The following is a 20,913-nucleotide window of genomic DNA, read 5'->3' on the forward strand; positions in this document are numbered from 1 at the left end:
TTTTTCGTTTCCGTCTGCGCCGGAAGTGGGGCGAATTATAGACACATCACAGAGCGCGTCAACCGTTAATTTCAAAAACCCTGAAATTAGCCTGTCAGACCTCGTAGCTATATAGAGAGGCGCTCTAAAAGAGCTTTCTTCTATATAGCTACAGCACGCCCTTCGCCCCCAGCAGCGCTATCTCTTCACTGCTCAGCCCCAGAAGCTCATGAAGGACTTGGGCCGTGTGCTCCCCTAACAAGGGAGGCGCCCGGCGATATTCAACTGGCGTCTCGGACAGTCGAATCGGGCTGGCGACTTGCGGAACGCTACCACCGAGCGCATGAGGAAGCTCGATCGCCAGTCCACGCGCCACAACCTGCGGATCGGCGAACACCTGAGCCAAGTCATTCACCGGCCCGCACGGCACGCCCGCCGCCTCCAGATCACTGACCCATTGAGCGGTATTCCGGAACACCGTTACCTGGCGGATCAACGGGATCAGCTCGGCACGATGAGCAACCCGCTGGTTGTTGGTAAGAAAGCGCGGATTGTCCGCCCACTGCGGCTGCCCCGCCACGTCGGCAAACTTTCTGAATTGACGGTCATTACCGATGGTAAGAATCAGATCCCCATCTGCCGTCGGGAAGCTTTGATAAGGCACTATGTTGGGGTGAGCATTACCCAGACGCCCTGGCGATACGCCGGTAGTGAGGTAGTTCATGGCCTGATTGGCCAGACATGCAACCTGTACATCCAGCAAAGCCATATCGATGCATTGCCCGATACCGCTTTGATCGCGGTGAGCCAAGGCAGCGAGAATCGCCGTCGTCGAATACAAACCGGTCAGAATATCGGTCAGCGCCACGCCGACCTTCACCGGCCCGGCCCCCTCTTCACCCTCCGGCTGGCCAGTGAGACTCATCAGGCCACCAAGCGCCTGAATCATGAAGTCGTACCCCGGACGTCTTGCATACGGGCCACTCTGCCCGAACCCGGTGATGGAGCAATAGATAAGCCGCGGATTGATTGCTTTCAACGATGGGTAGTCCAGCCCATAAGCCGCCAACCCGCCAACCTTGAAGTTTTCGATGACAATATCGGACTTCGCCGCCAGATCCCTTACCAGCTTCTGCCCCTCAGGACGCGTAAAGTCGATAGTGACCGACTGCTTGTTGCGATTGGCTGACAGGTAATAGGCCGCCTCCGTCGTATTCTGCCCGGCCGCGTCGCGCAGGAACGGCGGCCCCCACGAGCGAGTGTCATCGCCACACCCAGGACGCTCGACCTTGATCACGTCAGCCCCCAGATCGGCAAGAATCTGCCCTGCCCAAGGCCCGGCCAGCACGCGCGACAGGTCTAGCACCCTGATGTGTGAAAGCGCCCCCATATTCGGTCCTCCTTAATAGAAAGCCTGAATACCGGTCTGCGCGCGCCCCAGGATCAGCGCATGTACGTCATGCGTGCCTTCATAGGTATTCACCACTTCGAGATTGACCAGATGCCTGGCGATACCGAACTCGTCCGAGATGCCATTCCCGCCCAGCATGTCGCGCGCCATGCGGGCGATATCCAGCGACTTGCCGCAGGAGTTGCGCTTCATGATTGAAGTGATCTCCACGGCCGCCGTGCCTTCGTCCTTCATTCGTCCGAGACGCAGGCAACCTTGCAGGGCCAGGGTGATCTCGGTCTGCATGTCAGCGAGCTTTTTCTGAATCAGCTGATTGGCCGCCAGAGGACGCCCGAACTGTTTGCGATCAAGCGTGTACTGCCGCGCGGTGTGCCAGCAGAACTCGGCCGCCCCCAACGCGCCCCAGGCAATGCCGTATCGCGCCGAATTGAGGCAGGTAAAAGGCCCTTTGAGACCGCGCACATCCGGGAAGATGTTCTCCTCGGGCACGAACACGTTGTCCATGACGATCTCGCCAGTGATCGAAGCGCGCAGCCCGACCTTGCCATGAATGGCGGGAGCACTCAGCCCCGCCCAACCCTTCTCCAATACGAAACCACGGATATCGCCCGCATCATCCTTGGCCCAGACGACGAACACATCGGCAATCGGGCTGTTGGTGATCCACATCTTGCTGCCGCTCAAGCGATAGCCGCCCTCGACGCTGCGGGCACGGGTGATCATTGCTCCCGGGTCGGAGCCATGGTCGGGCTCTGTCAGACCGAAGCAGCCGATCCATTCACCAGACGCCAATTTGGGCAGATATTTCTGTTTCTGGGCCTGAGTACCGAACTCATTGATCGGCACCATCACCAACGAAGACTGCACACTCATCATCGAGCGATAGCCTGAATCGATACGCTCGACTTCACGGGCAATCAACCCGTAGCAGACATAGCTCAGGCCACTGCCGCCGAACTCTTCTGGAATCGTCGCCCCCAGCAACCCCACTTCACCCATCTCGCGAAAGATCGCCGGGTCGGTTTTCTCGTGGCGAAAAGCTTCCAGTACACGCGGGGCCAGCTTGCTCTGGGCGAACTGCTCGGCAGTGTCGCGAACCATGCGCTCTTCTTCGGTGAGCTGCTGATCCAGCAACAATGGATCGATCCAGCTAAAGCTTGCCTTGCCGCTCATACCTGTTCCTCACGCTCGTTTGAAATGCTCTGGAATGATCCTAGCCCCGGCCCGGTTCCTCGACAAACGAGGTTTTATCAACTTCGTGTGTTAATTTCTCACTCCATAATCTTCAGTCCCGAGCCACACCCTGAAAACCAGTGAGAAGAAGGTACATGAGACGCAAGATACCCAGCACCACCGCACTGGTGAGCTTCGAAGCTGCGGCCCGCCACGAAAGCTTTACCAAAGCTGCCAACGAGCTTTCCCTGACGCAAGGTGCGATATGCCGACAGATCGGCGGGCTGGAAGAGTATCTCGGCGTGGAACTGTTCCGACGTTCCCGAAGAGGCGTGAAGCTCACCGAAGCCGGCCTTACCTACAGCCGTCGTGTCGCCATGCAACTGGACGCTGTCGAGCGCGATACGCTTTCGATCATGGGCCAGCAAGGTGCCAATGCCATAGAACTCGCCGTGGTCCCGACCTTTGGCACCCAATGGCTATTGCCGCGCTTGAAAGATTTCCAGGTGAAGCATCCTGACGTAACGGTTCACCTGACTAACCGCACACGACCTTTTCTGTTCGCCGACACTCACTTCGATGCCGCGATCTATTTCGGTGATGCTGATTGGTCCGGCACCGAAGCCCATCGTCTGATGGGCGAGAATCCCATGCCGGTGTGCAGCCCTGCTTTTCTGAAAGGTCGAGACAGCCTGACAGCAGATGAACTGGCCGAGTTGCCATTGCTGCAGCAAACCACCCGCCCCTACGCCTGGCGCCAGTGGTTCAACGCACAGAGCCTGGATGTGCCCCGCGATATGACCGGGCCTCGTTATGAGCTGTTTTCGATGCTGGCCCAGGCGGCTATGCATGAGATGGGTGTAGCGCTGATCCCGCCCTTTCTGATCCAGCGCGAATTGCACGAGAAGCGCCTGATGATTGCCAACGCTCGTCCGTTACCGAGTAACAAGGCTTATTACCTGATGATTCCCGAACGCAAAGTGGAGTCGGCATCGTTGACCGCTTTTCGGGACTGGCTGGTGGATCAGGCGCGGGATTACACGCTACCTCAGGACAACGCCTGATCAATCGGCAAGGTAGTCAGCCCCACAAAGGCCCTACAGATATAACGTTATGTCGCCTATCAACAACTCATAACGATAAACAGAAAATGGGCTATTACCCCCATAGTTGCTAAGTGATGAGCCGAAATCGTCTCGACTCCAGAATGTCAGCCAAAAAATGCTTATCACCTGCTTTTCGCATGGAATACCGCGTTAAGACCCGCGAATAAAGGCCAATAGCGCTTATCTGCGACGATAGGTCACAGTGTGACTTGTAGTTCATCTATAGTTTCGTTACAGAATGTATTGAAGCCCATAAATTTCGCCTGCAAAATGCCCGGCGCCTGGTTGAACAGGCGTGCTGATTGGCCAAAACCGGACGCACCAGCCGTAGTGCACTGGCTATTTACCAACGATAAAAAATCACGCAGGAGATTGTCGTGCACATTGGCGTTCCTCTCGAAACCCAGACACGTGAAACCCGGGTAGCCGCTACGCCGGAAACCATCAAAAAGCTGATCAGCCAAGGGCACAGGGTCACCGTACAGAGCGGCGCCGGCGTTCATGCCAGCGTCCCGGACAGCGCGTATGAAGCAGCAGGCGCCATGATTGGCAGCGCAGGCGAGGCGTTCGCGGGTGAGCTGATTCTCAAAGTCGTCGCGCCGAATGATGACGAACTGGCCTTGATCAAAAGTGGCTCCGTAATCATCGGCATGCTCAATCCGTTCAACAGCGAGCTGATCGGCAAGATGGCCGAACATGGCGTTACCGCCTTTGCGTTGGAAGCGGCTCCGCGGACTTCACGCGCCCAGAGCCTCGATGTGCTGTCGTCGCAAGCCAACATTGCCGGGTACAAAGCGGTGTTGCTCGCCGCGCATCACTATCCGCGCTTCATGCCGATGCTGATGACCGCGGCAGGCACCGTCAAAGCTGCACGCGTGCTGATTCTCGGGGCGGGCGTGGCCGGTCTTCAGGCCATTGCGACGGCCAAACGGCTGGGCGCGGTGGTTGAAGCCTCGGATGTACGCCCGGCAGTGAAAGAACAGATCGAATCGCTGGGCGCAAAATTCATCGATGTACCTTACGAGACCGATGAGGAGCGCGAGTGTGCTGAAGGCGTCGGCGGTTACGCGCGCCCGATGCCCGCCAGCTGGATGCAGCGCCAGGCCGCCGCCGTCCATGAGCGAGCCAGGCTGTCGGACATCGTGATCACCACTGCGCTGATCCCCGGCCGCAAGGCACCGGTTCTGCTCAGCGCCGAAACCGTGGCGCAGATGAAACCCGGCTCGGTGGTGATTGACCTGGCTGCCGCACAAGGCGGCAACTGTCCGTTGACGGTGGCGGACCAAGTGGTCGTCGAGCACGGCGTTACCCTTTGCGGGCCGACCAACCTGCCCGCTCAGGTCGCTGCTGATGCTTCCGCACTGTACGCCCGCAACTTGCTGGACTTCATGAAGCTGCTGTTCGACAAGGACGGCACATTCTCGATCAACCTCGAAGACGACATCGTCGCCGCGTGCCTGATGTGCCGCGACGGACACGTTGTGCGCAAGAACGGCTGAGGACACACCAATGGAAGAATTGATCTCCCCCGGCGTCTACAACCTGATCATTTTCGTGCTGGCCATCTATGTTGGCTACCACGTGGTCTGGAACGTAACGCCCGCGCTGCACACACCGTTAATGGCTGTCACCAATGCAATCTCCGCGATCGTGATCGTCGGCGCAATGCTTGCTGCGGCCCTCACCGTCACGCCACTGGGCAAAACCATGGGCACACTGGCGGTCGCGCTGGCTGCAGTGAATGTGTTTGGCGGATTTCTGGTCACTCGGCGAATGCTCGAGATGTTCCGGAAGAAGACCCCCAAAGCGAAGGATGAGGCGCCCAAGTCATGAGCATGAATCTGGTCACGCTGCTGTACCTGATCGCTTCGATCTGTTTCATCCAGGCACTCAAAGGCTTGTCCCACCCGACCACCTCGCGCCGCGGCAACCTGTTCGGCATGCTCGGCATGGGTCTGGCGGTCATCACCACGATCGGTCTGGTGTTCAAGCTGGCCGCATTGTCGACAGCGGAAGGCGCCGGCGCGGGCATCGGTTACATTGTGGTCGGCCTGCTGGTAGGCGGTACTGCCGGCTCGATCATGGCCAAACGGGTCGAAATGACCAAGATGCCAGAGCTGGTGGCGTTCATGCACAGCATGATCGGTCTGGCAGCGGTGTTCATTGCCATCGCCGCCGTGGTCGAGCCTCAGTCACTGGGCATCGTTCGCCATCTGGGCGACGCCATCCCGGCAGGCAATCGTCTCGAACTGTTTCTCGGTGCTGCCATTGGCGCAATCACCTTCTCCGGTTCGGTGATCGCTTTCGGCAAGCTATCGGGCAAGTACAGATTCCGGCTGTTTCAGGGTGCACCCGTACAGTTTGCCGGACAGCATAAACTCAATCTGGCCCTCGGTCTTGCCACGCTATTCTTCGGTCTGACCTTCATGCTCACTGGCAGCCTGACCGCCTTTGCGATCATGCTCGCGCTGGCGTTCGTGATTGGCGTGATGTTGATTATCCCGATTGGCGGTGCCGATATGCCAGTCGTGGTCTCGATGCTTAACAGTTATTCCGGCTGGGCAGCGGCGGGGATCGGCTTTTCGCTGAACAACTCCATGCTGATCATCGCCGGCTCGCTGGTGGGTTCGTCGGGCGCGATTCTGTCTTACATCATGTGCAAAGCGATGAACCGCTCGTTCTTCAATGTGATCGGTGGCGGCTTCGGTGGCGCAACGGACTCGACAGCTCCGGCAGGTGCGAAGGAAGCGCGCCCGGTGAAATCCGGTTCGGCTGACGACGCCACCTTCCTGCTGACCAACGCCGACACGGTGATCATCGTGCCGGGCTACGGTCTGGCGGTGGCACGCGCGCAGCATGCGCTCAAGGAGCTGACGGAAAAGCTGGTGCATCGCGGCGTTACCGTGAAGTACGCCATTCACCCGGTTGCCGGGCGGATGCCGGGCCATATGAACGTCCTGCTGGCCGAGGCCGAAGTGCCTTACGACCAGGTATTCGAGATGGACGATATCAACTCCGAATTCGGTCAGGCCGACGTGGTGCTGGTGCTCGGTGCCAACGACGTGGTCAACCCGGCCGCCAAGAACGACCCTAAGTCACCCATTGCCGGGATGCCTATTCTGGAGGCGTTCAGAGCCAAGACGATCATCGTCAACAAACGCTCGATGGCCAGCGGTTACGCAGGTCTGGATAACGAGCTGTTCTACCTGGACAAGACCATGATGGTGTTCGGAGACGCCAAAAAGGTGATCGAGGACATGGTGAAGGCCGTCGAAAACGCCTAGCCTGCTTCGCTCCAGCCCCGGCGTCCTGGACGACCGGGGCTTTTTGCATTTCACGTAACAGTGTTTTGTGCTGAAAGCCACCAATCTGAGCCCTCAAATGCGACCTTGGTAGCAGGACGAAGCCCGTTCAACGCTCTAGACTTGTCGCTTTGCTTCCAATGCCGAGACAGAACCCATGTACCGTGACCGTATCCGCCTGCCCTCCCTGATGAGCAAGATTATGAGCGCAGCCGAGGCTGCCGCCATGATTGAAGACGGCATGACCGTCGGCATGAGTGGTTTCACCCGCGCCGGCGAAGCCAAGGCCGTGCCCCATGCGCTGGCCGAACGCGCCAAAGTGACACCCCTGAAAATCAGCCTGATGACCGGTGCCAGCCTGGGCAACGATCTGGACAAGCAGTTGACCGAGTCCGGCGTGCTGTCCCGGCGCATGCCTTTTCAGGTCGACAGCACCCTGCGCAAGGCCATCAACAATGGCACGGTCATGTTTATCGACCAGCATTTGTCCGACACCGTGGAAATGCTGCGCAACCGGCAGATCAAGGCGGTGGACCTGGCGGTGATCGAATGCGTAGCGATCACCGAGGAAGGCCATCTGGTGCTCAGTACGTCAGTCGGCAATTCGGCCAGCTTCGCGATTCTCGCCAAACAGGTGATTGTAGAAATCAACCTGTCCCAGCCCCTTGAGCTGGAAGGCCTGCATGACATCTATATTCCCAGCTACCGCCCGACGCGCTTGCCGATCCCGGTGTTGGAAGCGGATTCCCGTATCGGTAGCCATGCGGTGAACATTGACCCGGCAAAAATCGTCGGCATCGTCATCAGCAATCAGCCCGATTCGCCTTCTACAGTGACGCCTCCCGACGCCGACACTCAGGCCATCGCCAACCATCTGGTGGAGTTCTTCAAGAACGAAGTGCGCGAGGACCGCCTCACCGACAAGTTGATGCCCCTGCAAGCCGGCATTGGCAATATCGCCAACGCGGTGATGCATGGCCTGCTGGAGTCACCGTTCAGCGACCTGACCATGTATTCCGAGGTGTTGCAGGACTCGACATTCGACCTGTTCGATGCAGGCAAGCTGAGTTTCGCGTCGGGCAGCTCTATGACCCTGTCGGCGGCCAAGCATGCGGAGGTCTTTGCCGACTTCAATCGCTACAAGTCCCGGTTGGTGCTGCGCCCGCAAGAGATTTCCAATCATCCGGAAGTCATTCGCCGCCTGGGGATCATCGGCATCAACACCGCGCTGGAATTCGACCTGTATGGCAACGTCAACTCTACCCACGTTTGCGGCACGCGGATGATGAACGGAATTGGTGGCTCCGGAGATTTCTCGCGCAATGCGCACCTGGCGATCTTCGTCACCAAGTCGATTGCCAAGGGCGGCGCGATTTCCAGTGTGGTGCCGATGGTCAGCCATGTCGATCACACAGAGCATGACGTCGACATTCTGGTCACCGAACAGGGCCTGGCGGACTTGCGCGGCCTCGCACCCCGCGAACGCGCGCGGGTGGTCATCGACAATTGCGTGCATCCCGATTATCGCGAGGCCCTGAACGCCTATTTCAATGCCGCCTGCGCGATAGGCGGGCATACCCCGCACATCCTTCGCGAAGCACTGAGTTGGCACATCAACCTGGAAGAAACCGGACGGATGCTGCCGGGCTGAACAAGACAGTTGGAAGTGAACACTACCTTTTTCGCATCACTTTCAACCCAAGCGCATGAGCATTTCAAAAACTGTACTTCTGTACCGGTCATAAAACTGCCTTAAAACGCAAAAAACACCACAATCGAGCACAAAACGCACCACAAAAGTGCTGACCGGTACAGTTGCCCCATTTATGAACAAAACAGTGCCCAATCACAGCTAACTGAACCCTCACAATACAAATGAACTGTGTCTATGGAAGCTGTACGCGAGCGAGGAAGATAAGCATCAGTCAAGCAACTCACTTATCCCGCCACAAGCGGAAGGAAGTCACACCATGGAACGTACAATCAGTTCCGATCTGTTCAGCGAAAGCACCGTCAACAACGCAAAAGCTTCTCTGCCTCTGCGCGTATTTGCCAACCTGATGCTCTGGCAGCGTCGCCTGTCCAGCCGCCATCAACTGGCTCGTCTGGATGCACGCCTGCTGGCTGACGCCGGTATCAGCGAATCCCAGCGTTACGAAGAGCTGAGCAAGCCGTTCTGGCGCTAACTTAGCGCTCGCTGGTCCAGGCCCAAGGGCTTCCCGCCAGCAACCCGAATTGCTGCATGCAAGACCCGTCTCCGGCAACCGAGGCGGGTTTTGTCGTTTCAGGGTGGTACATTTGCCCGATCTCACTAAAGCAGTACAGTCTTCATACTACGATAAAGTAGCAGCACAGTTACTCATTTCCCCTGACCAATTGTGCCGTTGACACTCAGCCGTCATGACAGCCCTCTGCCAGTGGGATAACCTAGCTTCCTACATCAGCCCTTTGGCTTCGCAAGCGGCCTGTGCCTTTTAGCTCACGATGGAATTCGATCATGTCTCTGCTACGTACCCTTGGTGCTGCCTTCCTGTTGACCGCTGCTGCAGGCGCCAACGCCTCCAGCTTTATTGTGACCACTGATGCTGTAGTTGATGCGGTCAACGCATCGACCCGTGCCACGTCCAATATTTCCTCCTCCTTGAAAGACGACAAAATCGTCCTCGCCGCGCGCGACGATGCGGCCAGCTTTGTTGCCAGTTCTGGCGAAATCCGCAGTGCCCGTCTGGAAGGTGCTCTTCAACACATCCGTCAGCAATTGCCGGAACTGCAAGCCACCGACGGTCAATTGGCTCAGGCCATCCTCGCCATCTGACCCCTGCACCCCGGCCGAGCGCCGGGGTAGCTCTGGCGCAAGCATTGCGCTAGCCTTGGCGCCTGTTTTGCCGGTTTGTGAAAGCCATGCGTTTACTGCACTTTCTGTTAATCGCACCCTTTGCCAGCCTGATGTTCATCAGTCAGGCCCAGGCGTTCGATACGACCACACAAGGGCTGGTCAAGACCGGCTATGTTACCAGCCAGGTCACCACTGCACCTTTCGATAACAAGCTGATCATGGCCGCCCGGGACGATGCCGCTGCCTTCATCGCCAGTGACGGAGCGATGCGTGGTGCACGGCTAGAGTCAGCCTTGCACGCGTTGCGTCAGGCAGATGCAAAACTTCATGCCAGCGACCTTGAACTGGCGCAAGCAATCCTCGTCCAATAGCCACTTTTCCCCTCTTTGCGTAACTGGAGACGTCATTACATGCGTACCCCGCTGATTGCTGCTTCCCTCGGCCTGCTGTTGCTGGCCGACCTTGCCCAGGCCCAGACTGTAGTGGCCACAAGTAACATCATTGTGCGTGCGTTCGGCCGTACCATCGACTTCACCTCGGACACCACCACCTCGATTCGTGATTCGAAGGTTGTCATCCAGGCCAAGGACGATGCCGCCAGCTACGTTGCCAGCGGTGGCGATATCCATGGCGCTCAGCTCGATGCCGCCTTCGATACGCTGCGCGCCCGCCTGCCGGAAGCACGCGGTGCCAGCGATCAGACCCTGGCTGAAGCAATCCTCGCATTGTGAGGCGACTCCGCGCCTGGCTGCTTGCTGGCGCGCTGTCGCTGGTCGCAACGCATGCCTTTGCCAGCCTGAAGCTGGAACTGCACACCGACGGCCTCGACCCCGCACAACAACGCGCCAGCCAGACGCTGCTCGACGAAGCCATGCAGGCGCTACCGCCAAGCTTTGTCGCAGCACTGGACCGCAAGGTGGGAGTGAGCTGGTCCAGTGACATGCCGCAAAATGCCTACGGGCAGGCGGCCGGTCCCTATCAGTTGTACCTCAACCGCCATCTGCTCGCCTCTCTGACTGACGGCTCGGCAGCCACCGCCCAGACAGGCCGGCCGCACGGCACAGTGCGCCGGGAGCTGCTGGCGACCGTTCTGCATGAGTTGACCCACGTATACGACCGCGCCCGCCTGTGGTCGGCAACCGAGCGGGCCACTGTCTTTCGCTGCTCGTCGCGCAACAGCTCGCTGGGCAAAGTCGGCCTGCCCGATAATTGCCGCGGTCAGACCGAGCGCCGTTTTACCCTGAGCGATGATCCGCGCCTGCTTGACCTCGCCGGCTGGCAGCAATACGTCGGGCGTCGCGGCGAGCGTGAAGAACATAACGGCCAGGTCGCGCGCAGCCCGGATATCTACGAGACCACCAGCCCGCTGGAGTTCGTGGCGGTCAACATGGAGTACTTCCTGCTCGACCCGGCCTATGCCTGCCGTCGCCCTGCGCTGTATGCCTATTACAAGGAGCGTTTCGGCTGGGCACCCGCCGCTCGGAATGAATGCCCGACGTATTACCCCTATCTGAATGCCGGCAATGACTTCGGTCGCGAGCCGCTGGGCAAGCTGGACCCGGAGCGGGTTTACGCCGTGGACTATCTGCTGGCTGAAGCGAATCAGAACTGGGCCAGTCGCTGGGGTCACAGCATGTTGCGTCTGGTGATCTGCAAACCCGGTCGCCCGCGCGGCCCGGACTGTCGCCTCGATCTTGATCAGCATCTGGTGCTGTCGTATCGGGCGTTTGTCGGCGATGTTCAGCTCTCCAGCTGGGACGGGCTGATGGGCGCGTACCCGTCACGGCTATTCGTGCTGCCGCTGGCTCAAGTCATTGATGAGTACACCAAGACCGAGCTGCGCAGCCTGGCCTCGGTGCCGATCAAGCTGTCACGTCCAGAAATCGAAGGGCTGGTTCAGCATGCTGCAGAGATGCACTGGGCGTATGACGGCAACTATTACTTCCTCTCCAACAACTGCGCCGTGGAGAACCTCAAACTGCTGCGCAGCGGCACCCACAATCCCAAGCTGGTCGGTCTGGACAGCATTTTGCCGAACGGCTTGCTCGAAGTTTTAAAAGGCCGGGGTCTGGCGGACACCAGTGTGCTGGACGATCCCAAGGAAGCACTGCGCCTGGGTTACCGCTTCGATTCTTACCGTGATCGCTATCAGGCCATGTTCGAAGTGCTGAAAAGGCACCTGCCGATCAAGCAGAACACCGTGGAAGAATGGATGACACTGCCCGCCAGCGAGCGCAGCCAGTGGTTTGCCAAGGCGGACCTGCGCACCAGCGCGGCGATTCTTCTACTGGAGCAGGCCAGCCTGCGCCGGCAACTGCTGTTGGCCCAGGATGAAGTGAAGCAACGCTATCTCGGCGCCCGTGAGCTGAAAGACGGCAGGGTCTCCAAGGCCACCACGACGCTCCAGGAGATTCTTGCCAGCAGCGGCTTCCTCAGTCGGCCCGCTGAACTGCTGGGCAGCGGCGGTTATGGCCTGCCGCAGGCCAATGAGTGGCAGCGGCTCGAAGCGGAAAGCAGCCAGCGTCAGAAGCAGCTCAAGCGTCTGACGGGCGATCTCGACAAAGAAGTGCGTGCCCTGCTTGAGCCTGATCGCGCCAAGGAGATTGCTGCAAACGAAGCCAATCTCAAGCAGATGGGCGACCACCTTCGTGCCTTGCACAAGGCAGCGGGCGGGCTGGAACTGCCTTGATCAGGAGGCTTTCTTTTTCGGCTTGAGATACTTGGTCAGGCCCTGGAACCAGATCACCAGGGCCGGGTTGCCCTTGATCTGGATGTCTTTGTCCTGAATGCCCTTCATGAATGCCAACTGCTTGTTTTTGGCTTGAAGCGTGGCAAAACCGAATGCGGCATCGCGAAACGAGATGGCGAACGCCGGCTCTGCAACCACACCGCTGGCACTGCGAATGCGCTGATCCTGAGCCACGAAATGGCGCGCAATCCTGCCATCAGCGGTCTGCAACTGGAATGTCAGGTTTTTGCCAGCCAGTTGCTGCTGGAACGCGGGGTTGTTACGACTGGCGCGGGCCATCAGCAAGCCCAGCATCCACAGAAGAAAACGAAATTTCATACACAGCCTCAAGCGATCTCGATCCGCTCACGGGATCGGCGTGGCAGTGTAGCGGGTTATCCGCACAAAACATGTAGGACAACGACGCTTTCGAAGGAGATCGGTACAAAGCCTGACTTGCAACCGGATGCTGCTCCCTGCAGAAAGCAGCACCGCAACAGCCTCAGCGGATGCTGTTGATATTGCCTTTGTTGCCGGTCACTTTCACGTCGACCTTCTTGAAGATGAAGTAGTCCTTGACGCTGACTTCGTAGCGCGGGGCGACGATCAGGTCCGCACCGGAAGACTTGACTGCCTTGTACGCAGCGGCAGCTTTGGTCGTGGACACCGGATCAGGCAGTGCCAGACCCAGGCCGCCACCGCCACTCGAACCGCCATAAGTCACGCCGTCGGCAAACTGGTTATCGCCGCCAAAGCTCAGGAAGTTGAACAGCACATTGGTGGAGGACTCGCCGCTGATGGTGCCGCCGACCTTGACGTCCGCTTTCAGGTCGGTTTTGACCGTGCCTTCCATCGGTACACTTGGCTGGCTGACGTTGTAGCTCACGCAGCCGGTCGTGGTGGCGATCAGAGCGGCGACAGCAGCAGACTTCCATAACTTGTTCATTCGAATTTCCCAAAGAGTAATTTAAAGGTGCAGCGGGGCGGCACTCTAAGGGAATAAGGAACAAGAAGAAGTCAGGCGACGCTGGGTCTTAGGAAGGCAAACTTACGGAACTAAGTAGGAAATTTCTCTCAAGAATGGCAAACACATAATCGACACGCGCAGAAACAAAAACGGGCACCCATGCAATGGTGTGCCCGTGTCGAGTTGCTCGCCTACCGCCGAGGCGCACAATGGGTATCAGGGGTTGACGCTGTCTTTCAGAGCTTTCCCCGGTTTGAAGGCAACCGTGTTGCTTGCCTTGATTTTTACCGGCTCACCGGTCTGTGGATTTTTGCCAGTGCGCGCGCCGCGATGGCGTTGCAGAAAAGTCCCGAATCCGACCAGCGTAACGCTGTCCTTGCGGCTCAGTGCATCCGTAATGTGTTCGAGGATGGCGTTGAGAACCAGCGTGGACTGGTCCTTGGTGAGATCCGCCTTTTCAGCAATGGCGGCAACAACTTCTGGTTTACGCATATGAAGCCTCTTTTTACGGTTTTTGTTTTTATGTCCCGCGCCGCTCGCAAGAAGCGGCTACAAGGCGCCGCGACGGCTCTACGTAGCGGCAGACGAGTTCGAGAATGGCATGCCGACGCTACCCGCGCCAGTCCGCCAGCACGGTTTATTGGCAGAAATATGACGACTATCCGACAAAATGCTTCGAAATTATGCCAATAACGCAGGTAAAACCTTGTTCAGTGCGAGTTTTTCCATAACGGCGGATCCGGTCAGCGCATAGCCCAACAGATTGCCTTCAGCGTCGTGGCAAAGCGCCTTGATATCGGCACCCTGCCCTTCGATACTCCAGTGGCCGTTCATTCCGCGCGGTGGCGGCGAAACAACCAGCGGGCAAGCAGGCGTCTTTACGGTAATCGGCATCGGGCCGTATTTCACGGCAGTCGGTGTTCCCGCCAGGGTCTGGGCCAGTGCACGCGCACAACTCATCAGCGGCATGACGTACAACAGGTTCAGACCGTCCACTTCCGCGCAATCGCCCAAGGCATGGATATTGGCGTGCGAGGTTTGCAATTGGCGATCGACGAGGATGCCCCGGCCGGTCTGCAAGCCCGCGGCGGCAGCCAGATCGATACGTGGGCGCAGGCCGATGGCTGACACCACCAGATCGCACGTAATGGTCTGCCCGTCGGACAGCTGCGCGTGCAGCCCTTCATCGTCGCGCTGCAAGCGGGTCAGCACTGGGCCCAGATGAAAACGTGCACCGATGCTCTCAAGCCCGGCTTTTACCGCCACCGCAGCGGCCTCTGGCAACAGGGTAGGCATGACCTGCTCGCACGGCGCGACCAGGTCCACTTCATATCCGCCCAGAATCAAGTCGTTGGCGAATTCGCAGCCGATCAGCCCGGCACCCAGAATCAGAACCCGTCGCTTGCCCGCCGCAGCGGCGCGGAAACGTGCGTAATCCTGAAGGTCGTTGATCGGGAACACCGCATCGCTGGCGTCGCCCTCGACCGGTACGCGAATGGTCTCGGCGCCCCAGGCCAACACCAGGTCACGGTAAGGGACGGCTTCTTCGCCAATCCACAGACGCTTGTGGCCAGGATCAATACCGCTGACCCGCGTGTGAGTGCGCACCTCGGCCTTAAGCTGGTCAGCCATGGCACCCGGTTCGGCCATGCTCAGCGCATCGGCGTCCTTGTTCTTGCCAAAGCCGGTCGACAACATCGGTTTGGAATAGGAGCGGCCATCGTCGGCCGTGATCAGTAGCAGCGGGGTGTCGCTGTCCAGCTTGCGAAACTCCCGGGCGAGGTTATAGCCCGCCAGGCCAGTACCGATTATGACGACAGGTGCACTCATGGTGATTTCCAGCTCGTGGTTGTTGACCTGAGGGCTCAGGCGATTTCGATCATTTCGAAGTCAATCTTGCCGACGCCGCAATCCGGGCACAGCCAGTCTTCAGGCACATCCTGCCAGAGCGTGCCGGGGGCGATCCCGTCATCCGGCCAGCCGTCGGCTTCGTTGTAGATCAGGCCACAGACAATGCATTGCCACTTCTTCATGTTCGGTTCTCTCGATGCTCAGGCTAAATAGAATTCAGCGGTCGATTGCCGCCTGAACGGGCGTTGTACTGATCGACAGGCCCGGATGCAAGTCTGATTCTATAACCAGCCGCTCTACCCACCGTCGGTGAGCGCCTGCAATCATGCTAAGCTCGCGGCCTCGTTGGCTGTCGAAACTGACTTACTGTGACCCAGCATTCCCCCGCATTCATTACTCCGGTCTGGCTTCAACGCGAGCAATTGAGCGCCGCGCCCGAGCCGGTGATTCTCGATTGGTTATTCAATCAGGATTCGCTTACCCGCAGGCTGGACCGGTTGTCTGACGGTGGCTTCAGCGTCTTCCCGCTGTGCGAAGGCTGGCAACTGTTACGCTGCGACGAGTGTGCAGCATTGGGCCTTCCATCTGACAGTGAAGGCTGGGTGCGCGAGGTGTATTTGCGCGGCAACGCCAGCAACTGGGTGTTCGCACGCAGTGTCGCTGCCCGCAGCGCCTTGCAGGACGGCGGCTTGAATATGGACCGGTTGGGCACTCGCTCGCTGGGCGAACTGTTGTTCAGCGACCCGGCGTTCGACCGCGGCCCCCTCGAAGTGTGTCACTACCCGCAAAGCTGGCTGCCTGATGCCGATGCAGCTTCCGGGTTGTGGGCACGCCGCTCGCGTTTCAGTCGTGGCCCGCTGAGCGTGCTGGTCGCCGAAGTCTTTCTACCCGCGCTGTGCGACGTGCTTCACAACAAGGACCACGCCTGATGTACCTGTCACTGCTCAAATCACTCAATCGCCTGAGCCCGCGCGCTTGGGATTTCATCCAGCTGACACGCATCGACAAACCCATCGGTATTTACCTGCTGCTGTGGCCAACCTTATGGGCGGTATGGATTGCCGGCAAAGGCACGCCATCGCTGAAAACCGTGTTTATTTTTGTGGTCGGCGTATTTCTGATGCGCGCCGCTGGCTGCGTGATCAACGACTTTGCCGACCGCAAGGTGGACGGCCACGTCAAACGTACCGAGCAACGCCCGTTAGTCAGCGGCAAAGTCAGCTCGCGTGAAGCGTTGATCCTGTTTGCGGTGCTGGTGAGCCTGAGCTTTGTGCTGGTGCTGTTCACCAACCCGACCACCATCTGGTTGTCGTTCGGCGGCCTGGCGCTGGCCGCCACTTACCCGTTCATGAAGCGCTACACCTATTATCCGCAAGCAGTGCTGGGCGCGGCGTTCTCGTGGGGCATGCCGATGGCGTTCACCGCCGAAACCGGCGAGTTACCTGCCGCCGCATGGCTTTTGTATATCGCCAACCTGTTCTGGACTGTGGGGTACGACACCTACTACGCCATGGTCGATCGCGACGATGACCTGAAAATCGGCGTGAAATCCACCGCCGTACTGTTTGGTGATGCCGACCGGGTGATCATCATCACCTTGCAGGGTCTGGCACTGGGCTGTCTGCTGCTGGCCGGCGCACGTTTCGAACTGGGTGTGTGCTTCCATCTAGGGTTGCTGGCCGCCGCAGGCTGCTTCGCCTGGGAATTCTGGAGCACACGCCAGCGTGATCGTGACGCGTGCTTCAAGGCCTTTTTGCACAATCACTGGGCCGGGCTGGCGATATTCCTCGGCATTGTGGCCGATTACGCGCTGCGCTGATGATGCCCGTCGCACCTAAATAAAAGCTCATCCAGGCCCCTGCACGCCACCCACGTGCTAGCCTCCTGAACACCTGTCACACGACTGCAATAATTCCGTTATCTAATGCGCCCCAAGACAGTTAAATGACAAGAGGTTCAAGCATGGTTGGCAGGAGCATTCTGATCGTTGACGACGAAGCGCCTATTCGCGAAATGATCGCCGTTGCGTTGGAAATGGCCGGCTACGACTGTATTGAAGCCGAAAACTCTCAGCAGGCTCATGCGATCATCGTCGACCGCAAGCCGGATCTGATTCTGCTCGACTGGATGCTGCCCGGCACCTCCGGCATCGAGCTGGCCCGCCGCCTCAAGCGCGACGAGCTGACCGGCGACATCCCGATCATCATGCTGACGGCCAAGGGTGAAGAGGACAACAAGATTCAGGGTCTGGAAGTGGGCGCTGACGATTACATCACCAAGCCCTTCTCGCCACGTGAACTGGTCGCCCGCCTCAAGGCCGTACTGCGCCGGGCCGGGCCGACAGATGGCGAAGCGCCTATCGAAGTCGGCGGCCTGTTGCTCGATCCGATCAGCCACCGTGTGACCATCGACGGCAAACCGGCTGAAATGGGCCCCACCGAATACCGCCTGCTGCAATTCTTCATGACCCACCAGGAGCGCGCCTACACGCGTGGTCAGTTGCTCGATCAGGTCTGGGGCGGCAACGTCTATGTCGAAGAACGCACCGTCGACGTTCACATCCGTCGCCTGCGCAAAGCCTTGGGTGACGCTTATGAGAATCTGGTACAAACCGTTCGCGGTACCGGCTATCGCTTTTCCACAAAGAGCTGATTAACCGGCGCAGGGCAGCGACCAGTGCGGTCCAGACAAGGATTTACCCTTAATTGAATCAAAATTGGCACGGCACCCTGATACGCCACATGTTGCTACTGATCACCGGCTGCCTGCTGGTCGGCCTGATCAGTGGGCACTATGGCTGGAGCCTGGCAGCCGGGCTGGGCCTGTATCTGGCCTGGACCCTCAAGCAACTGTTGCGTCTGCATGACTGGCTGAGCAGCCACAAGGCCGACGAACCGCCGCCGGACGGCTATGGCCTGTGGGGCGAGGTGTTCGACAGCATCTATCACCTGCAACGCCGTGACCAACGTGTTCGCGGCCGTCTGCAAGCCGTCATCGACCGGGTTCAGGAGTCCACGGCGGCCCTGCGCGACGCCGTCATCATGCTCGACAGCGACGGCAATCTGGAATGGTGGAACCGCGCTGCCGAAACCTTGCTGGGCCTCAAGACCCCGCAGGACAGCGGCCAGCCCGTCACCAACCTGGTGCGGCATCCTCGCTTCAAGGAATATTTTGCCCAGGGCGATTACAGCGAGCCGCTGGAAATCCCCTCGCCCACCAACGACCGCCTGCGCATTCAGTTGCTGATTACCCGCTACGGCAATAACGAGCACCTGATGCTGGTGCGCGACGTGACGCGAATCCATCAACTGGAACAGATGCGCAAGGACTTCGTCGCCAACGTATCCCACGAGCTGCGCACGCCGCTGACCGTCATCTTCGGTTACCTGGAAACACTCCTCGACAATGTGGAGGACGTGAACCCTCGCTGGGTGCGGGCGCTGCAACAGATGCATCAACAAGGCGGGCGCATGCAGACACTGCTCAACGACCTGCTGCTGCTCGCCAAGCTGGAAGCGACGGACTATCCGTCGGACAACAATCCGGTCGAGGTGACGACCCTCCTCAAGACCATCACCGCCGACGCCAACGCGTTGTCGGGCAGCAAAAATCAACAGATTCATATCAACCTCGAGAGCGACATGCGCCTCAAGGGCAGCGAAAGCGAGTTGCGCAGTGCGTTTTCCAACCTGATTTTCAACGCGGTCAAATACACGCCGGCCGAGGGTGTGATCCGTATTCGCTGGTGGGCCGACGAGCGCGGCGCGCATCTGAGCGTGCAGGACACCGGGATCGGCATCGAAATCAAGCACCTGCCGCGCCTGACAGAGCGCTTCTACCGCGTCGACACCAGCCGCGCGTCGAATACCGGCGGCACAGGGCTGGGGCTGGCAATCGTCAAACACGTGTTGCTGCGCCACCATGGCAGTCTGGAGATCAACAGCGTTCCGGGCAAAGGCAGCGTATTTACTTGCCACTTTGCCAGCAACCAATTGTCGAAACCCGAGAGCCAGGATTCAGACTACTAGGCAATCGCGCTTTCAGCCGTTACATTGCCGGGATCATGGCGCCTTTCTGGCGCGGCATAGCCCCCTTTCCTGTTAATACGGACCCTGCAAAACCCCATCATGGACCCTTCCCCAAGTTTCAACCTGTCTTCACTCTTCGCCGATTTCGGCATGATTCTTTTTGCGCTGTTCCTGGTCCTGCTCAACGGATTCTTCGTTGCGGCAGAGTTCGCCATGGTCAAACTGCGCTCGACCAAGGTCGAGGCCATTGCTGAAAAGAACGGCTGGCGCGGGCATATCCTGCGCAAGGTGCATGGGCAGCTGGATGCTTATCTGTCGGCCTGTCAGTTGGGTATCACCCTCGCCTCGCTTGGTCTGGGCTGGGTCGGTGAACCCGCGTTTGCCCACCTGCTGGAGCCATTGCTGGCAGCGCTGGGCGTGGACACACCGGAACTGATCAAAGGCGTGTCGTTCTTTACCGCCTTCTTCATCATTTCCTACCTGCATATTGTCATCGGCGAACTGGCCCCCAAATCCTGGGCGATCCGCAAGCCGGAACTGCTCTCGCTGTGGACCGCCGCGCCGTTGTACTTCTTCTACTGGCTGATGTACCCGGCCATCTACCTGCTCAACGCCAGCGCCAATGCCATCCTGCGCATCGCCGGCCAGGGTGAACCCGGCCCGCATCACGAACACAGCTACAGCCGCGATGAACTGAAACTGATTCTGCACTCCAGCCGTGGCCAGGACCCGAGCGATCAGGGCATGCGCGTGCTGGCGTCTGCGGTCGAAATGGGCGAGCTGGAAGTGGTCGACTGGGCCAACTCCCGTGAAGATATGGTCTCGCTGGACTTCAACGCGCCGCTCAAGGAAATCCTCGCCCTGTTCCGCCGCCACAAATTCAGCCGTTATCCGCTGTATGACGCCGAACGTGGCGAGTTCGTCGGGCTGTTGCACATCAAGGACCTGTTGCTCGAACTGGCGGCGCTGGACCACATTCCGGAGTCGTTCAACCTCGCTGAGCTGACCCGTCCGCTGGAACGCGTGTCGCGACACATGCCGTTGTCGCAGTTGCTGGAGCAATTCCGCAAGGGCGGCGCGCACTTTGCTGTGGTCGAAGAAGCTGACGGCAAGATCGTCGGCTACCTGACCATGGAAGACGTGCTCGAAGTGCTGGTCGGCGATATCCAGGACGAACACCGCAAGGTGGAGCGCGGCATTCTGGCGTATCAGCCGGGTAAACTGCTGGTACGTGGCGACACACCGCTGTTCAAGATCGAACGCCTGCTGGGCATCGATCTGGACCACATCGAAGCCGAAACGCTGGCGGGCCTGATCTACGAAACCCTCAAGCGCGTGCCGGAAGAAGAAGAGCAGATGGAAGTCGAAGGCCTGCGCATCATCATCAAAAAGATGAAAGGCCCGAAAATCGTTTTGGCCAAGGTGCTGAAGCTGGATTGAGCTGCCGTTTGCAGTGCCCGGAAACAGGGCTTCTGCCCGGAGGGCGTGGGAGTTTCAGGAGGTTACGACGGCTACGATGGGCTGCGAAGCGG

23 protein-coding genes are annotated in these 20,913 nt (G+C 58.9%); 15 read left to right on the plus strand and 8 right to left on the minus strand.

The genetic code is table 11. From position 1 onward, the window contains the following. Window positions 1–148: 148 nt before the first annotated feature. Together ABJ99_RS12120 and ABJ99_RS12125 are read right to left on the minus strand one after the other, a co-directional pair. A complete protein-coding gene (locus ABJ99_RS12120; RefSeq protein WP_054086047.1) occupies window positions 149–1,369 on the minus strand; it encodes a CaiB/BaiF CoA transferase family protein in 1,221 nt (406 codons plus the stop codon). 12 nt (window positions 1,370–1,381) lie between these two features. Continuing rightward, window positions 1,382–2,563, minus strand: coding sequence for an acyl-CoA dehydrogenase (locus ABJ99_RS12125; protein ID WP_054086048.1), 1,182 nt, complete (start codon window positions 2,561–2,563; stop codon window positions 1,382–1,384). Between the two features lie 155 nt (window positions 2,564–2,718). Here ABJ99_RS12125 and ABJ99_RS12130 point away from each other — a divergent pair, with 155 nt between their 5' ends. Continuing rightward, the gene (locus ABJ99_RS12130) at window positions 2,719–3,627 is read left to right on the plus strand and encodes a LysR family transcriptional regulator (RefSeq protein WP_054086049.1); all 909 of its coding nucleotides are present in this window, start codon (window positions 2,719–2,721) and stop codon (window positions 3,625–3,627) included. A gap of 239 nt (window positions 3,628–3,866) precedes the next feature. Here the strand turns inward: ABJ99_RS12130 and ABJ99_RS27015 are convergent, their stop codons facing one another. Further along, window positions 3,867–4,052, minus strand: a complete 186-nt coding sequence (locus ABJ99_RS27015) for a hypothetical protein (protein ID WP_057447067.1) — start codon at window positions 4,050–4,052, stop codon at window positions 3,867–3,869. Here ABJ99_RS27015 and ABJ99_RS12135 point away from each other — a divergent pair. The 9 genes from ABJ99_RS12135 to ABJ99_RS12175 all read left to right on the plus strand — a co-directional run bounded on the left by ABJ99_RS12135 (window position 4,047) and on the right by ABJ99_RS12175 (window position 12,496). Then, window positions 4,047–5,168 carry a Re/Si-specific NAD(P)(+) transhydrogenase subunit alpha gene (locus tag ABJ99_RS12135; RefSeq protein ID WP_054086050.1) on the plus strand — a complete coding sequence of 374 codons (1,122 nt, stop codon included), beginning with the start codon at window positions 4,047–4,049 and terminating at the stop codon, window positions 5,166–5,168. The genes ABJ99_RS27015 and ABJ99_RS12135 overlap by 6 nt on opposite strands. A gap of 10 nt (window positions 5,169–5,178) precedes the next feature. After that, window positions 5,179–5,502 (plus strand): NAD(P) transhydrogenase subunit alpha part 2, encoded by a 324-nt coding sequence (locus tag ABJ99_RS12140; RefSeq protein WP_054086051.1) that lies wholly within the window; start codon window positions 5,179–5,181, stop codon window positions 5,500–5,502. Further along, window positions 5,499–6,953 (plus strand): NAD(P)(+) transhydrogenase (Re/Si-specific) subunit beta, encoded by a 1,455-nt coding sequence (locus ABJ99_RS12145; protein ID WP_054086052.1) that lies wholly within the window; start codon window positions 5,499–5,501, stop codon window positions 6,951–6,953. Before ABJ99_RS12140 ends, ABJ99_RS12145 begins: the two co-directional genes overlap by 4 nt. 175 nt (window positions 6,954–7,128) lie before the next feature. Next, window positions 7,129–8,622: an acetyl-CoA hydrolase/transferase family protein gene (locus tag ABJ99_RS12150; RefSeq protein ID WP_054086053.1), complete on the plus strand. Its 1,494-nt coding sequence runs from the start codon at window positions 7,129–7,131 to the stop codon at window positions 8,620–8,622. A 319-nt stretch (window positions 8,623–8,941) separates the two neighbouring features. Continuing rightward, window positions 8,942–9,157: a DUF1127 domain-containing protein gene (locus ABJ99_RS12155; RefSeq protein WP_007252235.1), complete on the plus strand. Its 216-nt coding sequence runs from the start codon at window positions 8,942–8,944 to the stop codon at window positions 9,155–9,157. Between the two features lie 311 nt (window positions 9,158–9,468). Continuing rightward, entirely contained in the window at window positions 9,469–9,786 is a 318-nt protein-coding gene (locus ABJ99_RS12160) for a DUF2388 domain-containing protein (protein WP_054086054.1), read from the plus strand. Between the two features lie 86 nt (window positions 9,787–9,872). Beyond that, complete coding sequence (locus ABJ99_RS12165) at window positions 9,873–10,178, plus strand: DUF2388 domain-containing protein (protein WP_054086134.1); 306 nt, start codon at window positions 9,873–9,875, stop codon at window positions 10,176–10,178. A 39-nt stretch (window positions 10,179–10,217) separates the two neighbouring features. After that, entirely contained in the window at window positions 10,218–10,538 is a 321-nt protein-coding gene (locus ABJ99_RS12170; protein WP_007252238.1) for a DUF2388 domain-containing protein, read from the plus strand. Continuing rightward, window positions 10,535–12,496: a DUF7844 domain-containing protein gene (locus tag ABJ99_RS12175; RefSeq protein WP_054086055.1), complete on the plus strand. Its 1,962-nt coding sequence runs from the start codon at window positions 10,535–10,537 to the stop codon at window positions 12,494–12,496. The genes ABJ99_RS12170 and ABJ99_RS12175 overlap by 4 nt, the downstream gene beginning before the upstream one ends. Here the strand turns inward: ABJ99_RS12175 and ABJ99_RS12180 are convergent, their stop codons facing one another. The 5 genes from ABJ99_RS12180 to ABJ99_RS12200 all read right to left on the minus strand — a co-directional run bounded on the left by ABJ99_RS12180 (window position 12,497) and on the right by ABJ99_RS12200 (window position 15,535). Then, window positions 12,497–12,874: an SCP2 sterol-binding domain-containing protein gene (locus tag ABJ99_RS12180; RefSeq protein ID WP_054086056.1), complete on the minus strand. Its 378-nt coding sequence runs from the start codon at window positions 12,872–12,874 to the stop codon at window positions 12,497–12,499. Between the two features lie 163 nt (window positions 12,875–13,037). Then, window positions 13,038–13,481 (minus strand): hypothetical protein, encoded by a 444-nt coding sequence (locus ABJ99_RS12185; RefSeq protein ID WP_054086057.1) that lies wholly within the window; start codon window positions 13,479–13,481, stop codon window positions 13,038–13,040. A 237-nt stretch (window positions 13,482–13,718) separates the two neighbouring features. Next, window positions 13,719–13,994, minus strand: coding sequence for an HU family DNA-binding protein (locus ABJ99_RS12190; RefSeq protein ID WP_007252242.1), 276 nt, complete (start codon window positions 13,992–13,994; stop codon window positions 13,719–13,721). A gap of 189 nt (window positions 13,995–14,183) precedes the next feature. Continuing rightward, the gene (locus tag ABJ99_RS12195; RefSeq protein ID WP_054086058.1) at window positions 14,184–15,332 is read right to left on the minus strand and encodes an NAD(P)/FAD-dependent oxidoreductase; all 1,149 of its coding nucleotides are present in this window, start codon (window positions 15,330–15,332) and stop codon (window positions 14,184–14,186) included. A 35-nt stretch (window positions 15,333–15,367) separates the two neighbouring features. Next, window positions 15,368–15,535: a rubredoxin gene (locus tag ABJ99_RS12200; protein ID WP_054086059.1), complete on the minus strand. Its 168-nt coding sequence runs from the start codon at window positions 15,533–15,535 to the stop codon at window positions 15,368–15,370. A 186-nt stretch (window positions 15,536–15,721) separates the two neighbouring features. Between ABJ99_RS12200 and ABJ99_RS12205 the strand changes: the two genes are divergently transcribed. The 5 genes from ABJ99_RS12205 (at window position 15,722) to ABJ99_RS12225 (ending at window position 20,821) form a co-directional block, all read left to right on the plus strand. After that, on the plus strand, window positions 15,722–16,282 hold the full coding sequence (locus ABJ99_RS12205; RefSeq protein ID WP_054086060.1) for a chorismate--pyruvate lyase family protein: 561 nt from the start codon (window positions 15,722–15,724) through the stop codon (window positions 16,280–16,282). After that, window positions 16,282–17,172, plus strand: coding sequence for a 4-hydroxybenzoate octaprenyltransferase (ubiA, locus tag ABJ99_RS12210; protein ID WP_054086061.1), 891 nt, complete (start codon window positions 16,282–16,284; stop codon window positions 17,170–17,172). Before ABJ99_RS12205 ends, ubiA begins: the two co-directional genes overlap by 1 nt. A gap of 143 nt (window positions 17,173–17,315) precedes the next feature. Then, a complete protein-coding gene (gene phoB / locus ABJ99_RS12215) occupies window positions 17,316–18,005 on the plus strand; it encodes a phosphate regulon transcriptional regulator PhoB (protein WP_004881608.1) in 690 nt (229 codons plus the stop codon). 89 nt (window positions 18,006–18,094) lie between these two features. Next, window positions 18,095–19,381 (plus strand): phosphate regulon sensor histidine kinase PhoR, encoded by a 1,287-nt coding sequence (gene phoR / locus ABJ99_RS12220; RefSeq protein WP_230081017.1) that lies wholly within the window; start codon window positions 18,095–18,097, stop codon window positions 19,379–19,381. A 99-nt stretch (window positions 19,382–19,480) separates the two neighbouring features. Beyond that, on the plus strand, window positions 19,481–20,821 hold the full coding sequence (locus ABJ99_RS12225; RefSeq protein WP_007252247.1) for a hemolysin family protein: 1,341 nt from the start codon (window positions 19,481–19,483) through the stop codon (window positions 20,819–20,821). The last annotated feature ends 92 nt before the right edge of the window (window positions 20,822–20,913 follow it).

This window comes from Pseudomonas syringae pv. cilantro, assembly GCF_001293775.1.
Classification (GTDB): Bacteria; Pseudomonadota; Gammaproteobacteria; order Pseudomonadales; family Pseudomonadaceae; genus Aquipseudomonas; species Aquipseudomonas syringae_P.